34 protein-coding genes and 1 pseudogene are annotated in these 21,532 nt (G+C 57.6%); 33 read left to right on the top strand and 2 right to left on the bottom strand.

The genetic code is table 11. The features are described 5' to 3' along the window. The 31 genes and pseudogenes from BLX42_RS11665 to bfr all read left to right on the top strand — a co-directional run. Window positions 1-78, top strand: a pseudogene (locus tag BLX42_RS11665) (elongation factor Tu); the annotation flags it as partial. A gap of 141 nt (window positions 79-219) precedes the next feature. After that, entirely contained in the window at window positions 220-531 is a 312-nt protein-coding gene (rpsJ, locus tag BLX42_RS11660) for a 30S ribosomal protein S10 (protein WP_003186070.1), read from the top strand. Window positions 532-611: 80 nt separating this feature from the next. Beyond that, window positions 612-1,247, top strand: a complete 636-nt coding sequence (gene rplC, locus BLX42_RS11655) for a 50S ribosomal protein L3 (protein ID WP_012316519.1) — start codon at window positions 612-614, stop codon at window positions 1,245-1,247. Between the two features lie 12 nt (window positions 1,248-1,259). Further along, on the top strand, window positions 1,260-1,862 hold the full coding sequence (gene rplD / locus BLX42_RS11650) for a 50S ribosomal protein L4 (RefSeq protein WP_003255485.1): 603 nt from the start codon (window positions 1,260-1,262) through the stop codon (window positions 1,860-1,862). Beyond that, complete coding sequence (gene rplW, locus BLX42_RS11645; RefSeq protein WP_003255484.1) at window positions 1,859-2,158, top strand: 50S ribosomal protein L23; 300 nt, start codon at window positions 1,859-1,861, stop codon at window positions 2,156-2,158. The genes rplD and rplW overlap by 4 nt, the downstream gene beginning before the upstream one ends. A gap of 14 nt (window positions 2,159-2,172) precedes the next feature. Then, a complete protein-coding gene (gene rplB, locus BLX42_RS11640; RefSeq protein WP_012316518.1) occupies window positions 2,173-2,997 on the top strand; it encodes a 50S ribosomal protein L2 in 825 nt (274 codons plus the stop codon). Window positions 2,998-3,013: 16 nt separating this feature from the next. Continuing rightward, window positions 3,014-3,289, top strand: a complete 276-nt coding sequence (gene rpsS / locus BLX42_RS11635; RefSeq protein ID WP_003255482.1) for a 30S ribosomal protein S19 — start codon at window positions 3,014-3,016, stop codon at window positions 3,287-3,289. Between the two features lie 11 nt (window positions 3,290-3,300). Next, window positions 3,301-3,633: a 50S ribosomal protein L22 gene (rplV, locus tag BLX42_RS11630; protein WP_003103908.1), complete on the top strand. Its 333-nt coding sequence runs from the start codon at window positions 3,301-3,303 to the stop codon at window positions 3,631-3,633. 13 nt (window positions 3,634-3,646) lie between these two features. Then, window positions 3,647-4,333 (top strand): 30S ribosomal protein S3, encoded by a 687-nt coding sequence (gene rpsC / locus BLX42_RS11625; RefSeq protein WP_003255481.1) that lies wholly within the window; start codon window positions 3,647-3,649, stop codon window positions 4,331-4,333. 12 nt (window positions 4,334-4,345) lie between these two features. Continuing rightward, complete coding sequence (rplP, locus tag BLX42_RS11620; RefSeq protein WP_003255479.1) at window positions 4,346-4,759, top strand: 50S ribosomal protein L16; 414 nt, start codon at window positions 4,346-4,348, stop codon at window positions 4,757-4,759. Then, window positions 4,759-4,950 (top strand): 50S ribosomal protein L29, encoded by a 192-nt coding sequence (rpmC, locus tag BLX42_RS11615; RefSeq protein ID WP_002555481.1) that lies wholly within the window; start codon window positions 4,759-4,761, stop codon window positions 4,948-4,950. The genes rplP and rpmC overlap by 1 nt, the downstream gene beginning before the upstream one ends. Window positions 4,951-4,952: 2 nt before the next feature. After that, the gene (rpsQ, locus tag BLX42_RS11610; RefSeq protein ID WP_008089812.1) at window positions 4,953-5,219 is read left to right on the top strand and encodes a 30S ribosomal protein S17; all 267 of its coding nucleotides are present in this window, start codon (window positions 4,953-4,955) and stop codon (window positions 5,217-5,219) included. A gap of 23 nt (window positions 5,220-5,242) precedes the next feature. Then, complete coding sequence (gene rplN / locus BLX42_RS11605; RefSeq protein WP_008089810.1) at window positions 5,243-5,611, top strand: 50S ribosomal protein L14; 369 nt, start codon at window positions 5,243-5,245, stop codon at window positions 5,609-5,611. An 11-nt stretch (window positions 5,612-5,622) separates the two neighbouring features. Beyond that, complete coding sequence (gene rplX, locus BLX42_RS11600) at window positions 5,623-5,937, top strand: 50S ribosomal protein L24 (RefSeq protein WP_003255476.1); 315 nt, start codon at window positions 5,623-5,625, stop codon at window positions 5,935-5,937. Window positions 5,938-5,957: 20 nt separating this feature from the next. Further along, a complete protein-coding gene (gene rplE, locus BLX42_RS11595) occupies window positions 5,958-6,497 on the top strand; it encodes a 50S ribosomal protein L5 (RefSeq protein WP_012316517.1) in 540 nt (179 codons plus the stop codon). A 13-nt stretch (window positions 6,498-6,510) separates the two neighbouring features. Further along, window positions 6,511-6,816: a 30S ribosomal protein S14 gene (gene rpsN, locus BLX42_RS11590; RefSeq protein ID WP_012316516.1), complete on the top strand. Its 306-nt coding sequence runs from the start codon at window positions 6,511-6,513 to the stop codon at window positions 6,814-6,816. A gap of 208 nt (window positions 6,817-7,024) precedes the next feature. After that, the gene (gene rpsH, locus BLX42_RS11585) at window positions 7,025-7,417 is read left to right on the top strand and encodes a 30S ribosomal protein S8 (protein WP_008089805.1); all 393 of its coding nucleotides are present in this window, start codon (window positions 7,025-7,027) and stop codon (window positions 7,415-7,417) included. A gap of 12 nt (window positions 7,418-7,429) precedes the next feature. Further along, on the top strand, window positions 7,430-7,963 hold the full coding sequence (gene rplF, locus BLX42_RS11580) for a 50S ribosomal protein L6 (protein ID WP_009681972.1): 534 nt from the start codon (window positions 7,430-7,432) through the stop codon (window positions 7,961-7,963). A gap of 10 nt (window positions 7,964-7,973) precedes the next feature. Next, window positions 7,974-8,324, top strand: coding sequence for a 50S ribosomal protein L18 (rplR, locus tag BLX42_RS11575; protein WP_008089801.1), 351 nt, complete (start codon window positions 7,974-7,976; stop codon window positions 8,322-8,324). A 3-nt stretch (window positions 8,325-8,327) separates the two neighbouring features. Continuing rightward, window positions 8,328-8,828, top strand: coding sequence for a 30S ribosomal protein S5 (gene rpsE / locus BLX42_RS11570; RefSeq protein ID WP_003255465.1), 501 nt, complete (start codon window positions 8,328-8,330; stop codon window positions 8,826-8,828). Between the two features lie 2 nt (window positions 8,829-8,830). Further along, window positions 8,831-9,007 carry a 50S ribosomal protein L30 gene (gene rpmD, locus BLX42_RS11565; RefSeq protein ID WP_008089798.1) on the top strand — a complete coding sequence of 59 codons (177 nt, stop codon included), beginning with the start codon at window positions 8,831-8,833 and terminating at the stop codon, window positions 9,005-9,007. Between the two features lie 3 nt (window positions 9,008-9,010). Beyond that, window positions 9,011-9,445, top strand: coding sequence for a 50S ribosomal protein L15 (gene rplO, locus BLX42_RS11560; protein WP_003255461.1), 435 nt, complete (start codon window positions 9,011-9,013; stop codon window positions 9,443-9,445). After that, window positions 9,446-10,777 (top strand): preprotein translocase subunit SecY, encoded by a 1,332-nt coding sequence (gene secY / locus BLX42_RS11555; protein WP_003255459.1) that lies wholly within the window; start codon window positions 9,446-9,448, stop codon window positions 10,775-10,777. Window positions 10,778-10,805: 28 nt separating this feature from the next. Next, window positions 10,806-10,922, top strand: a complete 117-nt coding sequence (rpmJ, locus tag BLX42_RS11550; protein WP_046788135.1) for a 50S ribosomal protein L36 — start codon at window positions 10,806-10,808, stop codon at window positions 10,920-10,922. A 131-nt stretch (window positions 10,923-11,053) separates the two neighbouring features. Then, entirely contained in the window at window positions 11,054-11,410 is a 357-nt protein-coding gene (rpsM, locus tag BLX42_RS11545) for a 30S ribosomal protein S13 (protein WP_012316515.1), read from the top strand. An 18-nt stretch (window positions 11,411-11,428) separates the two neighbouring features. Continuing rightward, the gene (rpsK, locus tag BLX42_RS11540) at window positions 11,429-11,818 is read left to right on the top strand and encodes a 30S ribosomal protein S11 (protein WP_003255454.1); all 390 of its coding nucleotides are present in this window, start codon (window positions 11,429-11,431) and stop codon (window positions 11,816-11,818) included. Between the two features lie 15 nt (window positions 11,819-11,833). Then, complete coding sequence (gene rpsD, locus BLX42_RS11535) at window positions 11,834-12,454, top strand: 30S ribosomal protein S4 (protein ID WP_012316514.1); 621 nt, start codon at window positions 11,834-11,836, stop codon at window positions 12,452-12,454. A 22-nt stretch (window positions 12,455-12,476) separates the two neighbouring features. Next, window positions 12,477-13,478 (top strand): DNA-directed RNA polymerase subunit alpha, encoded by a 1,002-nt coding sequence (gene rpoA / locus BLX42_RS11530; protein WP_003255452.1) that lies wholly within the window; start codon window positions 12,477-12,479, stop codon window positions 13,476-13,478. Window positions 13,479-13,520: 42 nt separating this feature from the next. Next, window positions 13,521-13,907: a 50S ribosomal protein L17 gene (rplQ, locus tag BLX42_RS11525; protein WP_003255451.1), complete on the top strand. Its 387-nt coding sequence runs from the start codon at window positions 13,521-13,523 to the stop codon at window positions 13,905-13,907. A 172-nt stretch (window positions 13,908-14,079) separates the two neighbouring features. Continuing rightward, window positions 14,080-15,519: a catalase gene (locus tag BLX42_RS11520; RefSeq protein WP_161871803.1), complete on the top strand. Its 1,440-nt coding sequence runs from the start codon at window positions 14,080-14,082 to the stop codon at window positions 15,517-15,519. A 164-nt stretch (window positions 15,520-15,683) separates the two neighbouring features. After that, window positions 15,684-16,148: a bacterioferritin gene (gene bfr, locus BLX42_RS11515; RefSeq protein ID WP_012316512.1), complete on the top strand. Its 465-nt coding sequence runs from the start codon at window positions 15,684-15,686 to the stop codon at window positions 16,146-16,148. Between the two features lie 69 nt (window positions 16,149-16,217). On the opposite strand, the gene uvrA is transcribed toward bfr, so the two are convergent. After that, window positions 16,218-19,052, bottom strand: a complete 2,835-nt coding sequence (gene uvrA, locus BLX42_RS11510; RefSeq protein WP_161871802.1) for an excinuclease ABC subunit UvrA — start codon at window positions 19,050-19,052, stop codon at window positions 16,218-16,220. Window positions 19,053-19,181: 129 nt separating this feature from the next. On the opposite strand from uvrA, the gene BLX42_RS11505 reads away from it, so the two are divergent. Both BLX42_RS11505 and BLX42_RS11500 read left to right on the top strand, forming a co-directional pair. Further along, window positions 19,182-20,576 carry an MFS transporter gene (locus BLX42_RS11505; protein ID WP_046788131.1) on the top strand — a complete coding sequence of 465 codons (1,395 nt, stop codon included), beginning with the start codon at window positions 19,182-19,184 and terminating at the stop codon, window positions 20,574-20,576. Between the two features lie 9 nt (window positions 20,577-20,585). Further along, on the top strand, window positions 20,586-21,137 hold the full coding sequence (locus BLX42_RS11500; RefSeq protein ID WP_012316509.1) for a single-stranded DNA-binding protein: 552 nt from the start codon (window positions 20,586-20,588) through the stop codon (window positions 21,135-21,137). Between the two features lie 93 nt (window positions 21,138-21,230). On the opposite strand, the gene BLX42_RS11495 is transcribed toward BLX42_RS11500, so the two are convergent. Continuing rightward, a complete protein-coding gene (locus BLX42_RS11495) occupies window positions 21,231-21,404 on the bottom strand; it encodes a heme-binding protein (RefSeq protein ID WP_125924556.1) in 174 nt (57 codons plus the stop codon). Window positions 21,405-21,532: the final 128 nt, after the last annotated feature.

Below are 21,532 nucleotides of genomic sequence, written 5' to 3'. Positions count from 1 at the left end.
GAAGACGGTCTGCGCTTCGCTATCCGTGAAGGCGGTCGTACCGTCGGCGCCGGCGTCGTAGCCAAAATCATCGAGTAATCACTCGACCGATTGAAAAAACCCCCGCTCAGCGGGGGTTTTTTTTATTGGGTTGACACTAAATAGGGGCGTCTATAGAATCACGCCTCCTTTTAGCGGGCGTAGTGCGTCCGTTGGGAACAGCCTGGAGTCTGAAATCCAATGCAAAATCAGCAAATCCGAATCAGGTTGAAGGCTTTCGACCATCGCCTGATCGACCAATCCACCCAGGAAATCGTGGAAACCGCGAAACGTACTGGTGCACAAGTGCGTGGTCCAATTCCACTGCCTACCCGCAAAGAGCGTTTCACCGTTCTGGTCTCCCCGCACGTCAACAAAGACGCGCGTGACCAGTACGAGATCCGCACTCATAAGCGTGTTCTGGACATCGTCCAGCCGACGGATAAAACCGTTGACGCGCTGATGAAGCTTGATCTGGCGGCAGGTGTGGAAGTGCAGATCAGCCTCGGCTAAGACTTCGGTCTTGTCGTGTAACGCTCTGAAATGGGCGGCCATAGCGGGTGAAAGCCCCGTACACTCATGAGGTTTACAACATGACTATTGGTGTAGTCGGTCGCAAGTGCGGTATGACCCGCATTTTCACCGAAGAAGGTGTCTCCATTCCGGTCACGGTCATTGAGATCGAGCCGAATCGCGTCACCCAGTTCAAAACTGAAGAAACCGATGGCTACCGTGCAGTGCAAGTCACTGTCGGCGAGCGTCGTGCTTCGCGTGTGACTGCCGCTCAGGCAGGTCACTTCGCCAAGGCCAACGTTGCCGCTGGTCGCGGTGTCTGGGAGTTCCGCCTTGAAGAAGGCGAGTTCCAGGCTGGCGACTCGATCAAAGCTGAACTCTTCACTGCAGGCCAGCTGGTAGACGTTACTGGTCAGTCCAAAGGTAAAGGCTTTGCCGGTACCATCAAGCGCTGGAACTTCCGTGGCCAGGACAACACCCACGGTAACTCCGTGTCGCACCGTGTCCCAGGCTCCATCGGCCAGTGCCAGACTCCTGGTCGTGTGTTCAAGGGCAAGAAAATGTCCGGTCACATGGGCGCCGAGCGCGTGACTGTTCAGTCCCTGGAAGTAGTTCGCGTAGACGCTGAGCGCAACCTGCTGCTGGTCAAGGGTGCCGTTCCTGGCGCTACTGGCGGCGACGTGGTTGTACGTCCGGCTGTCAAGGCTCGCGGTTAAGGGGAAACTGACATGCAACTTAATGTAAATGACGCTCAGGCGATCGAAGTTTCCGAACTGACTTTCGGTGGCGAATTCAACGAGACGCTGGTACACCAAGCAGTCGTGGCCTACATGGCCGGCGGCCGTCAGGGCACCAAGCAGCAAAAGACCCGTTCCGACGTGGCTGGTGGCGGTAAGCGCCCATGGCGTCAGAAGGGTACTGGCCGTGCTCGTGCTGGTACCACTCGTGGTCCGATCTGGCGTGGCGGTGGTGTAACCTTCGCAGCTCGTCCTCAGGATCACTCGCAGAAGCTCAACAAGAAGATGTACCGCGCAGCTCTGCGCTCCATCCTCGCTGAGCTGGTGCGTAGCGACCGTCTGGTCGTGGTTCAGGACTTCGCTGTTGAAGCACCGAAAACCAAAGATCTGCTGAACAAGCTGAACGGCATGGGTCTGAGCGATGTTCTGATCGTTTCGGACGCTGTTGATCAGAACCTGTACCTGGCTGCTCGTAACCTGCCGCACGTCGATGTACGTGACGTTCAAGGTTCCGACCCGGTCAGTCTGATCGCATACGAGAAAGTGTTGATCACTGTCTCGGCCGTGAAGAAATTCGAGGAGCTGCTGGGATGAACCAGGAACGCGTATTCAAAGTCCTCCTTGGCCCGCACGTTTCCGAGAAGGCTACCGTTCTGGCTGAGAAAAAAGGCCAGTTCGTATTCAAGGTTGCTACTGACGCAACCAAGCTGGAAATCAAGAAAGCTGTCGAAGGCCTGTTCAACGTAAAAGTTGAAAACGTGTCGACTGTTAACGTTCTGGGTAAAACCAAGCGTACCGCACGTGGTCTGGGCAAGCGTAATGACTGGAAGAAGGCGATCGTCTCCCTTCAGCCAGGCCAAGATCTCGATTTCAGCAGCAGTGCTGAGTAAGGAAGGGGTGCATCATGGCAATCGTTAAATGCAAACCGACTTCCCCTGGCCGCCGTTTCGTGGTCAAGGTGGTCAACCAGGAGCTGCATAAAGGCGCTCCTCACGCACCGCTGCTCGAGAAGAAATCGAAGTCTGGTGGTCGTAACAACAATGGCCGCATCACCACTCGTCACGTTGGTGGTGGTCATAAGCAGCATTACCGTCTGGTCGACTTCCGTCGCAACGACAAAGATGGCATCCCAGCCACTGTCGAGCGTATCGAATACGATCCAAACCGTACTGCTCACATCGCCCTGCTGTGCTACGCAGACGGTGAGCGTCGCTACATCATCGCCCCTAAAGGCGTGAGTGCTGGCGACCAGCTGATCGCAGGTGCTCTGGCCCCAATCAAGGCCGGTAACTCCCTGCAGCTGCGCAACATCCCAGTAGGTAGCACCATTCACGGCATCGAACTGAAGCCGGGTAAAGGTGCTCAGATCGCTCGTTCCGCTGGTGCCTCGGCTCAGCTGATCGCTCGTGAAGGCGTCTACGTGACTCTGCGTCTGCGTTCCGGTGAGATGCGTAAAGTACTGGCTGAGTGCCGTGCGACCCTGGGCGAAGTCTCGAACTCCGAGCACAGCCTGCGCTCGCTGGGTAAAGCTGGTGCCAAACGCTGGCGCGGCGTTCGCCCAACCGTTCGTGGTGTTGCCATGAACCCGGTTGACCACCCACATGGTGGTGGTGAAGGTCGTACCTCCGGTGGTCGTCATCCGGTATCGCCATGGGGCTTCCCAACCAAGGGTGCTAAAACCCGTGGTAATAAGCGTACCGACAACATGATCGTCCGTCGTCGCAAGTAACTAGAGGGATACGACAGTGCCACGTTCTCTGAAAAAAGGTCCTTTTATCGATCTTCACCTGCTGAAGAAGGTCGAAGTGGCGGTGGAGAAGAATGATCGCAAGCCAGTTAAAACCTGGTCGCGTCGTTCGATGATCCTGCCACAAATGGTCGGTCTGACCATCGCGGTTCACAACGGTCGCCAGCATGTTCCAGTTCTCGTGAACGAAGACATGGTCGGCCACAAACTGGGCGAGTTCGCCGGTACCCGCACCTATCGCGGGCACGTGGCTGACAAGAAAGCCAAGCGTTAAGGGGTAAGGAAATGGAAGTAGCCGCTAAGTTGTCGGGCGCTCGCATCTCCGCCCAGAAAGCCCGCTTGGTCGCCGACCAGATCCGCGGGAAGAAGGTGGGCGAAGCGCTCAACCTGTTGGCCTTCAGCAGCAAAAAAGCCGCTGAAATCATGAAGAAAGTCCTCGAGTCGGCCGTTGCCAACGCCGAACACAACGAAGGCGCAGACGTTGATGACCTGAAGGTCTCCACCGTCTTCGTCAACGAAGGGCGTTCGCTGAAGCGCATCATGCCACGTGCCAAAGGCCGTGCTGATCGCATCGTCAAGCGGTCTTGCCATATCACTGTCAAGGTTGCGGACAAGTAACGGAGTCGATCAGATGGGTCAGAAAGTACATCCCACTGGCATTCGCCTGGGAATCGTCAAGGAGCACACCTCCGTCTGGTACGCAGACGGTGCTACTTACGCAGATTACCTCTTGAAGGATCTGAAAACGCGTGAGTACCTCCAAGACAAACTAAAAAGCGCGTCCGTAAGCCGTATCGATATTCATCGTCCGGCTCAAACTGCACGCATCACCATCCACACCGCTCGTCCCGGTATCGTTATCGGTAAGAAAGGTGAGGATGTCGAGAAGCTGCGTCAGGACCTGACCAAGCAGATGGGTGTGCCTGTGCACATCAACATCGAAGAGATCCGCAAGCCGGAACTCGACGCTATGCTGGTTGCGCAGAGCGTAGCTCAGCAGCTGGAACGCCGCGTAATGTTCCGTCGCGCCATGAAGCGCGCCGTACAGAACGCCATGCGTATTGGTGCCAAGGGCATCAAGATCCAGGTGAGCGGTCGTCTCGGCGGTGCTGAGATTGCTCGTACCGAGTGGTATCGCGAAGGTCGTGTGCCTCTGCACACCCTGCGTGCCGATATCGACTACAACACCTACGAAGCTCACACCACTTACGGTGTGATCGGTGTGAAGGTTTGGATCTTCAAAGGCGAAGTTATTGGTGGTCGCCAAGAAGAACTGAAACCACAAGCACCAGCGCCTCGTAAAAAAGCTGCTAAGTAAGGGGTACGCCAAATGTTGCAACCAAAGCGTACAAAATTCCGCAAGCAGATGACCGGCCACAACCGTGGTCTGGCACTGCGCGGTAGCAAAGTCAGCTTCGGCGAATTCGCCCTGAAAGCTGTTGCTCGCGGTCGCCTCACCGCCCGCCAGATCGAGTCGGCACGTCGTGCTCTGACCCGTCACGTTAAACGTGGCGGCAAGATCTGGATCCGTGTCTTCCCGGACAAGCCGATCTCCAAGAAGCCTCTCGAGGTTCGTATGGGTAAAGGTAAGGGTTCCGTGGAATACTGGGTTGCCCAGATCCAGCCAGGCAAAGTCCTGTACGAGATCGAGGGTGTTTCTGAAGAGCTGGCGCGCGAAGCTTTCGCCCTGGCTGCTGCAAAGCTGCCTCTCGCCACCTCCTTTGTTAAGCGGACGGTGATGTGATGAAAGCGAATGAACTTCGTGAAAAATCTGCACAGCAACTGAATGAGCAACTGCTCGGCTTGCTGCGCGACCAGTTCAATCTGCGTATGCAGAAGGCAACTGGCCAGTTGGGGCAGTCGCACCTGCTCTCGCAAGTTAAGCGTGACATCGCTCGCGTGAAAACTGTGCTTAACCAGCAGGCAGGTAAGTGATCATGGCTGAAGCTGAAAAAACCGTCCGTACGCTGACTGGCCGTGTCGTCAGCGACAAAATGGACAAGACCATCACCGTTCTGATCGAGCGTCGCGTCAAGCACCCGATCTACGGTAAATACGTTAAGCGTTCGACTAAGCTGCACGCGCACGACGAATCCAACCAGTGCAAAATCGGCGACAAGGTTTCCATCCGTGAAACCCGTCCGCTGGCCAAGACCAAGTCCTGGGCACTGGTTGAAGTCCTCGAACGCGCTGTTGAAGTCTAAGGGCTAGGGGTCGGAGAAATTTTATGATTCAGACTCAATCCATGCTCGATGTGGCCGATAACAGCGGCGCTCGTCGCGTCATGTGCATCAAGGTGCTCGGCGGTTCGCACCGCCGTTACGCCGGCATCGGTGACATCATCAAAGTAACCGTCAAGGAAGCAATTCCGCGCGGTAAGGTCAAAAAAGGCCAGGTGATGACCGCTGTTGTCGTCCGTACCCGTCACGGTGTACGTCGCGCTGACGGTTCCATCATTCGTTTCGACGGCAACGCTGCTGTTCTGCTGAACACCAAGCAAGAGCCGATCGGCACTCGCATCTTCGGGCCAGTGACCCGTGAACTTCGTACTGAGAAGTTCATGAAGATCGTCTCGCTCGCCCCTGAAGTGCTGTAAGGAGATCCGACATGCAAAAGATTCGTCGTGACGACGAGATCATCGTGATCGCCGGCAAAGACAAAGGTAAGCGCGGTAAGGTGCTGAAGGTTCTCGCTGACGACCGTCTGGTCATCGGTGGTGTGAACCTGGTCAAGCGTCATACCAAGCCTAACCCGATGGCGGGCGTTCAGGGCGGTATCGTCGAAAAAGAAGCGCCTCTGCACGCTTCCAACGTTGCCATCTTCAATGGCGAAACCAACAAGGCTGACCGCGTTGGTTTCAAAGTAGAAGACGGTAAGAAAATTCGTGTCTTCAAGTCGACCCAAAAAGCGGTTGATGCTTGAACACTGCTAGGTAGAAGACCATGGCACGACTGAAAGAGATTTACCGGAACGAAATCGCTCCTAAGCTTAAGGAAGAACTTAAGCTGTCGAACGTGATGGAAGTTCCGCGCGTTACCAAGATCACCCTGAACATGGGTCTGGGCGAAGCGATCGGCGACAAGAAAGTCATCGAGCACGCTGTTGCCGACCTGGAAAAGATCACCGGTCAAAAGCCGGTTGTGACTTTCGCTCGTAAATCCATCGCGGGCTTCAAAGTCCGTGAAGGATGGCCGATCGGTGTCAAGGTGACCCTGCGTCGCGAAAAGATGTACGAATTCCTGGACCGCCTGCTGGCGATCTCCCTGCCTCGGGTCCGCGACTTCCGCGGCCTGAATGCCAAGTCCTTCGATGGCCGTGGCAACTACAGCATGGGCGTGAAAGAGCAGATCATCTTCCCGGAAATCGATTACGACAAGATCGATGCTCTGCGCGGTTTGGACATCACCCTGACCACCACTGCTCGTTCGGATGACGAAGGCCGCGCTCTGCTGCGTGCATTCAAATTCCCGTTCCGCAACTGATTGGAGTAGGAAAATGGCCAAGAAGAGCATGAAAAACCGCGAGCTGAAGCGTCAGCTCACGGTAGCCAAGTTCGCCAAAAAGCGTGCTGAGCTGAAAGCGACCATCGTCAACCTGAACGCCTCTCCTGAAGAGCGTTTCGCTGCCGTTGTCGCTCTGCAGAAGCAGCCACGTGATGCCAGCGCTGCGCGTCTGCGCAACCGTTGCCGCCTGACCGGTCGTCCTCACGGTGTATACCGTAAGTTCGGCCTGGGCCGTAACATGCTGCGTCAAGCCGCAATGCGCGGTGACGTACCAGGTCTGGTCAAGGCCTCCTGGTAATCGCTGCAGGTGTGACCCTGGCGGAAGGGGAGTAATCTTCCGACCGCCGGTGTTCTCGCCAACAAACAAGCCCCTTCATGGGGCTTGTTTCGTTTCTGTCTTGTGTCTAGAATGACCGGCTCACCTGAGCCCGGGTTTTTACCCTGCCTGCTTGGGTGGTTGTGATAGCCGCAAGGCTAATAATTCTTGTATCAGGAGCATCTAGCCCATGAGTATGCAGGACCCGTTAGCGGACATGCTAACTCGCATCCGTAATGCCCAGATGGCTGAAAAGTCCGTCGTAAGCATGCCTTCCTCCACTCTGAAGGTCGCGGTTGCCAAAGTTCTGAAAGACGAAGGTTACATCGCTGGCTACCAGGTTACTGGTGAGGCCAAGCCGTCCCTGTCGATCGAACTCAAGTACTTCGAAGGCCGTCCGGTCATCGAGGAACTGAAGCGTTCCAGCCGTCCTGGCCTGCGCCAGTACAAGTCCGTCACAGACCTGCCGAAAGTTCGTGGCGGCCTGGGCGTGTCTATCGTCTCCACCAACAAAGGTGTGATGACTGACCGCGCTGCGCGCGCTGCCGGTGTCGGCGGCGAAGTTCTGTGCACAGTGTTCTAAGGGGAGATAGGCATGTCTCGCGTCGCTAAGAACCCCGTTAAGCTGCCAGCTGGTGTCGAAGTCAAATTCGCCGGTCAGCAGCTTTCGGTGAAGGGTGCCAAAGGCACTCTCGAACTGAACGTTCACTCGTCTGTTGAAGTTACCGAAGAGTCCGGCGAACTGCGTTTCGTCGCTCGCAACGGTGATCAGCAAGCTCGCGCCATGGCCGGTACTACCCGTGCTCTGGTCAACAACATGGTCCAGGGCGTAAGCCAAGGCTTTGAGCGCAAGCTCCAGCTGGTCGGTGTTGGTTACAAGGCACAGGCTAAAGGCACCGTCCTGAACCTGGCTCTGGGCTTCTCGCATCCAGTGGACTACGAACTGCCAGCCGGTATCACTGCTGAAACTCCCAGCCAAACCGACATCCTGATCAAGGGTATCGACAAGCAGCTGGTAGGTCAGGTGGCCGCTGAAATCCGCGACTTCCGTCCGCCAGAGCCTTACAAAGGCAAGGGTGTGCGTTACGCGGACGAAGTAGTCCGTCGTAAAGAAGCCAAGAAGAAGTAGGGCCTAGCAAATGACCGACAAAAAAGTTACTCGACTGCGTCGCGCTCGCAAAGCACGTCTCAAGATGCACGAACTCGAAGTCGTGCGCCTGTGCGTGTTCCGCTCCTCGCAGCACATCTACGCCCAGGTCATTTCGGCCGACGGCAGCAAGGTTTTGGCAAGCGCCTCGACCTTGGACAAAGACCTGCGTGATGGCGCCACTGGCAACATCGACGCGGCCACTAAGGTTGGCAAGCTGGTAGCTGAGCGTGCGAAAGCCGCCGGTGTATCTCAAGTTGCCTTTGACCGTTCCGGCTTCAAGTACCATGGCCGCGTCAAAGCGCTGGCTGATGCTGCTCGTGAAGGCGGGCTGGAGTTCTAAGTTATGGCAAATAACGATCAAAAGCGCGACGAAGGCTACATCGAGAAGCTGGTTCAAGTTAACCGCGTAGCTAAAACCGTTAAAGGCGGCCGTATCTTCACTTTCACCGCGCTGACCGTGGTTGGTGATGGTAAAGGTCGCGTCGGCTTCGGCCGTGGCAAATCGCGCGAAGTACCTGCCGCGATTCAGAAAGCCATGGAAGCTGCTCGTCGCAACATGATCCAGGTTGACCTGAAGGGCACCACCCTGCAGTACGCCACCAAGGCCGCCCACGGCGCCTCGAAGGTTTACATGCAGCCTGCTTCGGAAGGTACCGGTATCATCGCCGGCGGCGCCATGCGTGCTGTCCTGGAAGTTGCTGGTGTTCAGAACGTCCTGGCCAAGTGCTACGGTTCGACCAACCCAGTGAACGTGGTTTACGCCACCTTCAAGGGTCTGAAAGCCATGCAATCTCCTGAGTCCATTGCTGCCAAGCGCGGCAAGAGCGTTGAGGAGATCTTCTGATCATGGCAACCGTAAAAGTAACGCTGATCAAGAGCGTCTCGGGCCGTATCCCTAACCACAAACTGTGCGTTAAAGGTCTGGGTCTGCGTCGCATCGGTCACACTGTAGAAGTCCAGGATACTCCCGAGAATCGCGGGATGATCAACAAGGCTTACTACATGCTGCGCGTCGAGGGTTAATCGATGAAACTCAATGATCTGAGTCCAGCGCCGGGTTCCCGTCGCGAAAAGCATCGTCCGGGTCGTGGTATCGGTAGCGGTCTGGGCAAGACCGGCGGCCGTGGCCACAAAGGTCAGACCTCCCGTTCGGGTGGTTCGATCGCTCCGGGCTTCGAAGGCGGTCAACAGCCGCTGCACCGTCGCCTGCCGAAGTTCGGCTTCGTTTCCCTGAAAGCCATGGACCGCGCAGAAGTGCGTCTGTCCGAGCTGGCCAAAGTGGAAGGCGACGTGATCTCCGTGCAATCCCTGAAGGATGCCAACGTGATCAACCAGCACATTCAGCGTGTGAAAATCATGCTGTCTGGCGAAGTTACTCGCGCAGTCACCATCAAGGGTATCGCAGCCACCAAGGGTGCGCGTGCGGCTATCGAAGCAGCTGGCGGCAAATTCGAGGAATAAATGGCTAAGCAAGGTGCTCTCTCTTCGCTCGGTAAGGGCGGGATGTCGGAACTCTGGGCTCGTCTGCGCTTTCTGTTCATGGCGATCATCGTCTATCGGATAGGTGCGCATATCCCGGTTCCAGGCATCAATCCGGACCGTCTGGCGGATCTGTTTCGGCAGAATGAGGGGACCATTCTTAGCTTGTTCAACATGTTTTCCGGTGGCGCGCTTGAGCGCATGAGCATCTTTGCATTGGGGATCATGCCGTACATCTCGGCATCGATCATCATGCAGCTGATGACCGCGGTCAGCCCGCAACTGGAGCAGTTGAAGAAGGAAGGTGAAGCTGGCCGTCGCAAGATCAGCCAGTACACCCGCTACGGCACCGTTATTCTGGCGCTGGTTCAAGCCATTGGCATGTCCATTGGCCTGGCCAACCAGGGCGTGGCGTTTTCTGCGGGCCTTGGCTTCCATGTCGTCGCGGTTTCCACGTTTGTGGCGGGCGCGATGTTCATGATGTGGCTGGGTGAGCAGATCACCGAGCGCGGTGTGGGCAACGGTATCTCGATGTTGATTTTCGCAGGTATCGTTGCCGGTCTTCCGAGAGCAATCGGGCAGTCTTTCGAGTCTGCGCGCACAGGCGATATCAACATTTTCGCCCTGGTCGCTATCGGTTTGCTGGCAGTAGCGATTATCGGTTTCGTGGTGTTCATTGAGCGTGGTCAGCGTCGTATCGCCGTTCACTACGCCAAGCGTCAGCAGGGCCGCAAGGTCTTTGCAGCGCAGACCAGCCACTTGCCGCTTAAAGTGAACATGGCGGGGGTTATCCCGGCCATTTTCGCGAGCAGCATTCTGCTGTTCCCGGCTTCGCTGGGTGCCTGGTTCGGTCAGTCCGAAGGTATGGGCTGGCTGCAGGACATCTCGCAGTCGATCGCTCCTGGTCAGCCGTTGAACATTCTGCTGTTTAGTGCAGGGATCATTTTCTTCTGCTTCTTCTACACAGCGTTGATGTTCAACCCGAAAGACGTAGCGGAAAACCTGAAGAAGTCCGGTGCCTTTATTCCGGGTATCCGTCCTGGTGAGCAGTCGGCGCGCTACATTGATGGCGTTCTGACTCGTCTGACCATGTTCGGTGCTCTTTACATGATGGCCGTCTGCCTTCTGCCCCAGTTCCTGGTGGTGGCAGCAAATGTGCCGTTCTACCTTGGCGGGACCTCGTTGCTGATTGTGGTAGTGGTTGTGATGGACTTCATGTCCCAAGTACAATCGCACCTCGTTTCGCACCAGTACGAATCCCTGATGAAGAAAGCCAACCTGAAAGGCTACGGTGGCAGCGGTTTGCTGCGCTGATACGCCCCTAAGGTTCGAGGAGTCGGTAATGAAAGTTCGTGCATCGGTGAAAAAGCTGTGCCGCAACTGCAAGATCATCCGTCGCGAAGGCGTCGTACGAGTGATCTGCAGCTCGGAACCGCGTCACAAACAGCGCCAAGGCTGAGTGTGATCTGCGTTTCAAACCCAGCAGCTAGTGTGCTGCTGGGTTGATTATTCGTTTCTACAGCGATATTATCTCGCGCCCTATTTCTTGGCTTCCGGGGCGTAGGTAGCTGTCAATTGGAGTCCCACTGAATGGCCCGTATTGCAGGCGTCAACATTCCAGATAACAAGCATACTGTTATCTCGCTGACCTACATCTATGGTGTCGGTCGCACAACTGCACAGAAGATCTGTGCAGATGCTGGTGTAAATCCAGCCGCTAAGATCAAGGATCTGAGCGACGAGCAAATCGAAACCCTGCGTGGCGAAGTTGCGAAGTTCACCACCGAAGGTGACCTGCGTCGTGACGTCAACATGAAGATCAAGCGCTTGATGGACCTGGGTTGCTACCGCGGCCTGCGTCATCGTAAAGGTCTGCCGGTTCGCGGTCAGCGCACCAAGACCAACGCACGCACCCGTAAGGGCCCGCGTAAGCCGATCCGCAAGTAATCGCCCAGGAATATAGACATGGCAAAACCTGCTGCTCGTCCTCGTAAGAAAGTCAAAAAGACAGTGGTTGATGGCATCGCCCACATCCATGCGTCTTTCAACAACACCATCGTGACCATCACCGACCGTCAGGGCAATGCTTTGTCCTGGGCGACCTCCGGTGGTTCGGGTTTCCGTGGTTCGCGCAAATCCACCCCGTTCGCAGCTCAGATCGCTGCTGAGCGTGCTGGTCAAGCTGCGCTGGAATACGGTCTTAAGAACCTCGACGTAAACGTCAAGGGTCCAGGTCCAGGTCGTGAGTCCGCCGTTCGTGCATTGAACAGCTGCGGCTACAAGATCGCCAGCATCACCGACGTGACGCCAATCCCGCACAACGGGTGCCGTCCGCCGAAGAAGCGCCGCGTGTAATCAGGAGACAGAAGAATGGCACGTTACATTGGTCCAAAATGCAAACTGTCTCGTCGTGAAGGCACCGACCTGTTCCTGAAGAGCGGCGTTCGCGCTCTGGAATCGAAGTGCAACATCGAAGCAGCCCCAGGTATCCACGGCCAGCGCCGTGGCCGTCAGTCCGACTACGGTACCCAGCTGCGCGAGAAACAAAAAGTCCGTCGTATCTACGGTGTTCTGGAGCGTCAGTTCCGCGGTTACTACCAGGCTGCTGCCTCGAAAAAAGGCGCAACCGGTGAGAACCTGCTGCAACTGCTCGAGTGCCGTCTGGATAACGTCGTCTACCGTATGGGCTTCGGCTCGACTCGTTCCGAGTCCCGTCAGCTGGTTTCGCACAAAGCGATCAGCGTCAACGGTAAGACTGTAAACATTCCATCCTACCAAGTTCGTCCGGGTGACGTGGTCGCGGTTCGCGAGAAGTCGTCGAACCAGCTGCGCATTGTTCAAGCCCTTGAACTGTGCGCCCAGCGTGGCCGCGTTGAGTGGGTAGACGTAGATTCCGCTAAGAAGTCGGGCGTTTTCAAGAACGTTCCTGCTCGCGGCGACCTGTCTGCCGACATCAACGAAAACCTGATTGTCGAGCTCTACTCCAAGTAAGGGCTAGAAAATAGGTGCATCCATGCAGATTTCGGTAAATGAGTTCCTGACTCCCCGCCATATTGATGTGCAGGTAGTCAGTCCGACCCGCGCCAAGATCACGCTCGAGCCTCTCGAGCGTGGCTTCGGCCATACCCTGGGCAACGCGCTGCGCCGCATCCTGTTGTCCTCCATGCCTGGCTGTGCAGTAGTCGAGGCCGAGATCGATGGTGTACTCCATGAGTACTCCGCGATCGAAGGTGTACAGGAAGACGTAATTGAAATCCTGTTGAACCTTAAAGGCCTGGCTATCAAACTGCACGGTCGTGACGAAGTTACGCTGACCTTGTCGAAAAAGGGTTCGGGGGTGGTTACCGCTGCCGATATTCAGCTGGATCACGATGTCGAGATCGTCAACCCCGATCACGTAATCGCGAACCTGGCGTCCAACGGCGCCCTGAACATGAAGCTCACTGTAGCTCGTGGTCGCGGTTACGAGCCGGCTGACTCCCGTCAAACCGACGAAGACGAAAGCCGTAGCATTGGCCGTCTGCAGCTGGACGCTTCGTTCAGCCCGGTGCGTCGTATCGCCTATGTGGTCGAGAACGCCCGTGTTGAACAGCGTACCAACCTGGACAAGCTGGTCATTGATCTGGAAACCAACGGCACCCTGGATCCTGAAGAGGCTATCCGCCGCGCTGCGACCATCCTGCAACAGCAGCTGGCCGCGTTCGTCGACCTCAAAGGTGACAGCGAGCCTGTCGTAGTCGAGCAGGAAGACGAGATCGATCCGATCCTGCTGCGTCCGGTTGACGACCTGGAACTGACTGTACGTTCGGCCAACTGCCTCAAGGCGGAGAACATCTACTACATCGGCGACCTGATTCAGCGTACCGAAGTAGAGCTGTTGAAGACTCCTAACCTGGGCAAGAAGTCCCTGACTGAAATCAAGGACGTGCTGGCCTCTCGTGGTCTGTCTCTCGGCATGCGCCTCGACAACTGGCCGCCTGCAAGTCTTAAGAAAGACGACAAGGCGACCGCCTGATCGTCGTAATCACCGAACGTAGTGTTTGGTAAGGAATGAATCATGCGTCATCGTAAAAGTGGACGTCACCTGAGCCGTACCAGCTCTCACCGCAAAGCTATGTTCCAGAACATGGCTGTGTCGCTGATCGAGCACGAGCTGATCAAAACCACCCTGCCGAAAGCCAAGGAACTGCGCCGCGTTGCCGAGCCGCTGATCACCCTGGCCAAGGAAGACAGCGTTGCTAACCGCCGTCTGGCCTTCGACCGTACCCGTTCGAAGTCGGCTGTTGGCAAACTGTTCAACGATCTGGGCAAGCGTTACGCCACCCGTCAGGGCGGCTACCTGCGCATCCTGAAGTGCGGTTTCCGCGCTGGCGACAACGCGCCTATGGCGTACGTCGAGCTGGTTGATCGTCCAGTCGGTGGTGCTGTAGAAGCTGCCGAGTAAGACGTTCTGTCTGCTACAGAAAACCGGGCCTAGCGCCCGGTTTTTTGTTTCTGCAGGTATTGTTTATTTCTATTGATACAAGACATGTAATGAATTTGTTTTGAAACAACCGCTCGTCGATACTCCTATCCAAGCCGATTCGCCGGCAGTCCAAGACCGATATGGAGAGCCCATGAGCAAGATTCTCACCACCGCCAGCGGTGCCCCCGTAGCTGACAACCAGAATTCCCGCTCTGCTGGCCCGCGCGGCCCGCTGCTGCTCGACGATTTCCACCTGATCGAGAAACTCGCTCACTTCAACCGAGAGAACATCCCTGAACGGCGTGTACACGCCAAGGGCTCCGGAGCCTATGGCACCTTTACAGTCACCCAGGACATCACTCGATTCACCAAGGCCAAGCTGTTCGACACGATTGGTAAGCAGACTGAAACCTTCCTGCGTTTTTCTACCGTCGGTGGCGAGCGCGGTTCGGCAGATACCGAGCGTGATCCTCGTGGCTTTGCAGTAAAGTTTTACACCGAGGAAGGCAACTGGGACATCGTGGGTAACAACACCCCGGTTTTCTTCATTCGTGACCCGCTAAAATTCCCGGACTTTATTCACACCCAGAAGCGCCACCCGCAAACCAACCTGAAGAACGCCCAGATGATGTGGGACTTCTGGTCGCATTCGCCGGAGGCGTTGCACCAGGTCACCATCCTGTTCTCTGATCGTGGCATCCCGGACGGCTACCGCCACATGCACGGCTTCGGCAGCCACACCTATAGCCTGATCAGCGCTGCTGGCGAGCGTACCTGGGTCAAATGGCACTTCAAGACCCAACAAGGCATCAAGAACCTTACGCCCGCCGATGCTGCGCGCCTGGCCGGTACAGACCCTGACTACGCCCAGCGCGACCTGTTCGAGGCCATCGAACGCGCAGACTACCCGCGTTGGACCGTGTGCATTCAGGTCATGACTGAAGAGGAGGCGGCCACTCGCGATGAAAATCCGTTCGATGTGACCAAGACCTGGTCGCAGAAGGACTATCCGTTGATCGAGGTAGGTGTGCTGGAACTTAACCGCAACCCGCTCAACTATTTCGCCGAAGTCGAGCAGGCAGCGTTTGGCCCGAGCAACATGGTGCCGGGCGTGGGGCTTTCGCCAGATCGCATGCTGCAGGGCCGCGTGTTCGCCTATGCCGATGCGCATCGCTACCGCGTGGGCACCAACCATCAGCAGTTGCCCGTCAACACGCCACGCTGCCCGGTTAATAGCTACCAGCGTGATGGTTCTATGGCTTTTGGTAGTTATGGCGGTGCGCCCAATTACGAGCCCAACAGCTATCGCGACGCGCCTAAGCAGTCGCCTGACCATGGCGAACCTGCATTGGCCCTCAATGGAGCAGCTGATCGCTACGATCACCGTGAAGACAACGACTATTACAGCCACGCCGGTGCACTGTTCCGCTTGATGAGCGACGAGCAAAAGGCACTGCTGATCAGCAATATCGCTGGAACCATGGCAGGCGTCAGTGAAGATGTCATCCAGCGTCAGTTGCAGTACTTCTTCAGGGCTGATCCGGCCTACGGTGAAGGCATCGCCAAGGCATTGGGCGTGAATCTCGCCTAACTCGAAGTGATAAGGAGAACCGCCCTCATTTGGGCGGTTTTTCAATGAATATCACTACTGTTTACCCGATTTTTTGCCCCTGATTGCGCAGTTTTCAGTGACCGCAAGCAATTCCTGGTTCAAACTATGTTTCATTAGACGTATCCACACGGAGAATCAGGGCGATGCAAGGTCACCCGGACGTAATCAATTATCTCGTCACGTTGCTGAAGGGCGAACTGGCCGCACGCGATCAGTACTTCATTCACTCGCGCATGTACGAAGACTGGGGCCTGTCCAAGCTCTACGAACGCATCAACCATGAGATGGAAGAGGAAACCCAGCACGCCGATGCGCTGATGCGGCGTATCCTCATGCTCGAAGGCACCCCCGATATGCGCGCGGATGACCTGGAAGTGGGCAGCACCGTGCCGGAAATGATCGAAGCGGACCTCAAGCTTGAGTACAAGGTTCGTGCCGCCCTGTGCAAGGGTATCGAGCTGTGCGAGCTGCACAAGGACTACATCAGTCGCGATATCCTGCGTGCCCAGCTGGCCGATACCGAAGAAGATCACACCTACTGGCTTGAGAAGCAGCAGGGCCTGATCAAGGCCATCGGCCTGGAAAACTACCTGCAGTCGCAGATGTAAGTTATCCACAGGCTAAAAAAGAGCCCCTGGCACCATCGGTAACCAGGGGCTTTTTCATGCACAGGCAGATCAGGCCCGGTCACGCTCCAGAAGCGGTTTGAGATAGTGCCCTGTGTACGACTGCTTCATCTTTGCCAGCTCTTCCGGTGTACCGCTGGCAATAATTTGCCCACCCTTTGAACCACCCTCCGGGCCCAGGTCAACCAACCAGTCCGCGGTCTTGATCACATCGAGGTTATGTTCGATAACCACCACGGTGTTGCCGTGGTCGCGCAGGCGATGCAACACATCCAGCAACTGCTGGATATCGGCGAAGTGCAGGCCGGTGGTCGGCTCGTCAAGGATGTACAACGTCTTGCCAGTATCGCGCTTGGACAGTTCGCGTGAGAGCTTGACCCTTTGCGCTTCACCGCCCGACAGCGTGGTCGCCGACTGCCCCAGTTTGATGTAAGACAGCCCCACATCCATCAGGGTTTGCAGCTTGCGCGCCAGGGCCGGCACCGCATCGAAGAATTCGCGAGCATCCTCGATGGTCATTTCCAGCACCTCGTGGATGTTCTTGCCCTTGTATTTGATCTCCAGGGTTTCGCGGTTGTAGCGCTTGCTCTTGCACACGTCGCACGGCACGTAGATATCTGGCAGGAAGTGCATCTCCACCTTGATCAGCCCATCGCCTTGGCACGCCTCGCAACGCCCGCCCTTGACGTTGAACGAGAAACGCCCTGGGCCGTAGCCGCGCGAGCGCGATTCCGGCACGCCGGAAAACAGCTCGCGAATCGGGGTAAAGATGCCGGTATAGGTCGCCGGGTTCGAACGCGGTGTGCGGCCGATCGGGCTCTGGTCGATATCGACAACCTTGTCCAGGTGCTGCAGGCCATCCATGTTGCTGTGCGGGGCGGCTTCCAGGCTGCTCGCACCATTGAGGGCTGTAGCGGCCAGGGGATACAGCGTGTTGTTGATCAACGTCGACTTGCCCGAGCCGGATACGCCAGTCACGCAGGTCAGCAGACCGATCGGGATTTCCAGATCAACGTTCTGCAGGTTGTTGCCACGCGCACCCTTGAGCTTGAGGGATAGCTTTTTGTCGCGGGGGGTGCGTTTGGCCGGTACAGCGATTTTCTTGCGCCCGGACAGGTACTTCCCGGTCAGCGAGTCGGGATGTGCCATGACTTCCTGAGGCGTGCCCTCGGCAACGATCTGGCCACCGTGTACGCCGGCACCCGGGCCGATGTCCACCACGTAGTCAGCCAGGCGAATGGCGTCTTCGTCGTGCTCGACCACGATCACGGTATTACCCAGGTCGCGCAGGTGGTTCAGGGTGGCGAGCAGGCGGTCGTTGTCGCGTTGATGAAGACCGATGGACGGCTCATCAAGGATATACATCACTCCGACCAGCCCTGCACCAATCTGGCTGGCAAGGCGGATCCGCTGCGCTTCGCCGCCGGACAGGGTGTCGGCACTGCGATCCAGGGTGAGGTAATCCAGGCCGACGTTGACCAAAAACTGTAGGCGTTCGCAGATTTCCTTGAGGATCTTTGCAGCGATTTCACCACGACGCCCGGTCAAGGTCAGCTCGCCGAAGTAGTTGCTGGCTTCACCGATAGGCAGGCTGGTCACCGCCGGCAGGGTTTTTTCGCCTACCCAGACATGACGGGCTTCCCGGCGCAGGCGGGTGCCGCGGCAGTCGGGGCAGGGCTGGGTGCCGAGGAACTTGGCCAGCTCCTCGCGCACCGTGGCCGATTCGGTCTCGCGGTAACGCCGCTCCAGGTTGGGCACGATCCCTTCGAACGGGTGCGAACGCTTGACGATATCGCCACGGTCGTTCAGGTACTTGAAGTCGACGCTCTGCTTGCCGCTGCCTTGCAGAATCACTTTCTGGTGTTCGGCCGAAAGCTCGCCGAACGGCTCCTCCAGGCTGAAGCCGTAATGCGCTGCCAGCGAGCCAAGCATCTGGAAGTAATAGACGTTGCGCCGATCCCAGCCGCGGATAGCACCCTCGGCCAATGTCAGCTCGCTGTTGACCAGACGCTTGATATCGAAAAATTGCTTCACCCCCAGGCCGTCGCAGGTCGGGCAGGCGCCGGCCGGGTTGTTGAAGGAGAACAGCTTGGGCTCCAGCTCGCTGATCGCATGGCCGCAGACCGGGCAGGCGAAGCGGGCGGAGAAGATCGTCTCTTCGCCTTCCTCATCGTCCATCGGTGCAACCAGGGCGATGCCGTCGGCCAGCTTGAGTGCGGTCTCGAATGACTCGGCAAGGCGTTGTTGCAGGTCGGCGCGGACCTTGAAGCGGTCCACTACCACATCGATGCTGTGCTTCTTCTGCTTGTCCAGCTTGGGCAGTTCGTCGAGTTCGTAGAGCTTGCCGTTGACGCGTGCCCGAACGAAGCCCTGGGCACGCAATTCGTCGAACACGGCCAGGTGCTCACCCTTGCGCTCGCGGATCACCGGTGCCAGCAGCATCAGCTTGCTGCCTTCCGGGCGCTCCAGCACCAGGTCGACCATCTGGCTGATGGTCTGCGCCTCCAGCGGAATGTCGTGGTCCGGGCAGCGCGGCGTACCCACGCGAGCATAAAGCAGGCGTAGGTAGTCGTAGATTTCGGTGATGGTACCTACCGTCGAACGCGGGTTGTGCGAAGTCGACTTCTGCTCGATGGAGATGGCGGGCGACAGGCCTTCGATGGTGTCGACGTCAGGTTTTTCCATCATCGACAGGAATTGCCGGGCGTAGGCCGACAGCGATTCCACATAGCGGCGCTGACCCTCGGCGTACAAGGTATCGAATGCCAGGGAAGACTTCCCCGACCCGGACAAGCCGGTGATCACGATCAGCTTGTCCCGCGGCAGGGTCAGGTCGATGTTCTTCAGGTTGTGGGTACGTGCCCCACGAATCAGGATCTTGTCCACTGCGGCCTCGCTTGGCGGGCATAAACAAGGAAGTATACGGCGCGCTGCCAGTACGCGGCAAAGCGTCGCGTAGATGCCGTCAAGCTGTCGGACTGATAGAATCGCCGCCGGTTCACACGAGGTTAATCCATGCACGACACCCACAACGAGCGCATGAGTGGCAGCGAAACGCGCGCCGCTGGCGGCCTGGCCCTGGTCTTTGCCTTTCGTATGCTGGGCATGTTCATGGTCCTGCCGGTGCTGGCCACTTACGGCATGGACATGGCCGGCGCCACGCCCGCGCTGATCGGCCTGGCCATCGGTGCCTATGGCCTGACCCAGGCGTTTTTTCAGATCCCGTTCGGGATGATTTCCGACCGCATCGGGCGACGTCCGGTGATCTATCTGGGCTTGGTGATCTTCGCCCTGGGCAGTGTGCTGGCGGCTCAAGCCGACTCCATCTGGGGCGTGATTGCCGGGCGCATTCTGCAAGGCGCCGGGGCAATTTCTGCTGCAGTCATGGCGCTGCTGTCCGACCTGACCCGCGAGCAGCACCGTACCAAGGCCATGGCCATGATCGGCATGAGCATCGGACTGTCGTTCGCCGTGGCGATGGTCGTCGGCCCGCTTCTCACCAGCGCCTTCGGCCTGTCAGGATTGTTCCTCGCCACGGCAGGACTTGCCCTGGTCGGCATTTTGCTGATCGCTTTTGTCGTGCCCAACACCCACAGCACTTTGCAGCACCGCGAGTCGGGTGTGGCGCGCCAGGCGCTCGGCCCAACCCTGCGCCATCCGGACCTTCTGCGCCTGGACACCGGTATCTTCATCCTCCACGCGATCCTCATGGCGAGCTTCGTCGCGCTGCCTCTGGCCTTCGTCGAGCGCGGCGGCTTGCCCAAGGAAGAGCATTGGTGGGTATACCTGACCGCGCTGTTCATCTCATTTTTTGCAATGGTCCCGTTCATCATCTACGGCGAAAAAAAGCGCAAGATGAAACGCGTATTGGCTGGAGCGGTCAGTGTGTTGCTGCTGGTGGAGGTGTTCTTCTGGCAGTGGGCTGACAACTTGCGCGGACTGGTGATTGGCACCGTGGTATTCTTTACTGCATTCAACCTGCTGGAGGCATCGCTGCCGTCGCTGGTTAGCAAGGTGTCGCCTGCTGGCGGCAAGGGGACGGCGATGGGGGTGTATTCCACCAGCCAGTTCCTTGGCGCAGCGCTGGGTGGAATCCTTGGTGGCTGGCTGTTCCAGCACGGTGGGCTGAACACGGTGTTCCTCGGTTGCGCGGTGCTGTGTGCCGTATGGCTGGTGGTCGCGTTGCGCATGAACGAGCCGCCTTATGTGACCAGCCTGCGCATGCCACTGACGCCTGAGGCAGTCCGGGAAGCCGGCCTGACCGAGCGCCTGATGGCCGTGCCGGGTGTGACCGACGCCGTTGTGGTGGCAGAAGAAGCTGCCATCTATATCAAACTGGATACGAAAATTTTGGACCGTGCGACCCTCGAGCGTCTGGTGAACCCAGCCTCATCGGCGTGCGAAGCCTAGGAGAACGTTATGGCCCGTGGGGTTAACAAAGTCATTCTGGTCGGCACCTGTGGCCAGGATCCCGAAGTCCGCTACCTGCCCAACGGTAACGCCGTGACCAACCTGAGCCTGGCTACCAGCGAGCAGTGGACCGACAAGCAGTCGGGCCAAAAGGTCGAGCGTACCGAGTGGCACCGTGTGTCGATGTTCGGCAAGGTTGCTGAAATCGCTGGCGAATACCTGCGCAAGGGTTCGCAGGTGTACATCGAAGGCAAGCTGCAGACCCGCGAGTGGGAAAAAGACGGCATCAAGCGTTACACCACCGAAATCATCGTCGACATGCAGGGCACCATGCAGCTGCTCGGTGGCCGTCCGCAGAACCAGCAAGGTGGCGGCGACCAGTACAACCAGGGTGGTGGTAACAACTACAACCAGGGTGGCCAGCAGCAACAGTACAACCAGGCCCCACCGCGTCAGCAGGCCCCGCGCCCGCAACAGGCCCAGCAGCGCCCAGCGCCGCAACAGCCCGCGCCGCAGCCGGCTGCTGACTTTGACAGCTTTGATGACGATATTCCGTTCTGATAAAAACGGTCAGGCGTCGCGCTACACCGAAACCCAGGGCATTTGCCCTGGGTTTTTTCATATGTGAGTTCATACCCCGCTGTCCAGCGCTGCTTAGGCAAATTGCGCGTCCAGCTCAGGCGTTGCGCCGCTGATACCGATACCGCCGATGTGTTCGCCGTTCGCGTCCAGGATCGGCAGACCGCCACCCAGCAGCGTGAAACCTGGCAGTGACGCGTATGGCTTTGCTGGCAGCGCAGCGCTTCGCTTGCCATCAGTCCTCGACATGTTGGCCGCAGAGCCGATCAAGAACGTGCTCCACTAGTGAAAGGGCGATCTCGCTAGCATGGATGCTATTGCTCAGCATGTTCAGGCCGGGTTCGCCCGCCCGAGCTCGGCAGCGTTCTCAATGGTTT

It is taken from the genome of Pseudomonas sp. SG-MS2, from assembly GCF_009933855.1.
In the GTDB taxonomy this organism is placed as follows: domain Bacteria; phylum Pseudomonadota; class Gammaproteobacteria; order Pseudomonadales; family Pseudomonadaceae; genus Aquipseudomonas; species Aquipseudomonas putida_E.
This window is presented reverse-complemented; position numbering and strand designations above follow the sequence as displayed.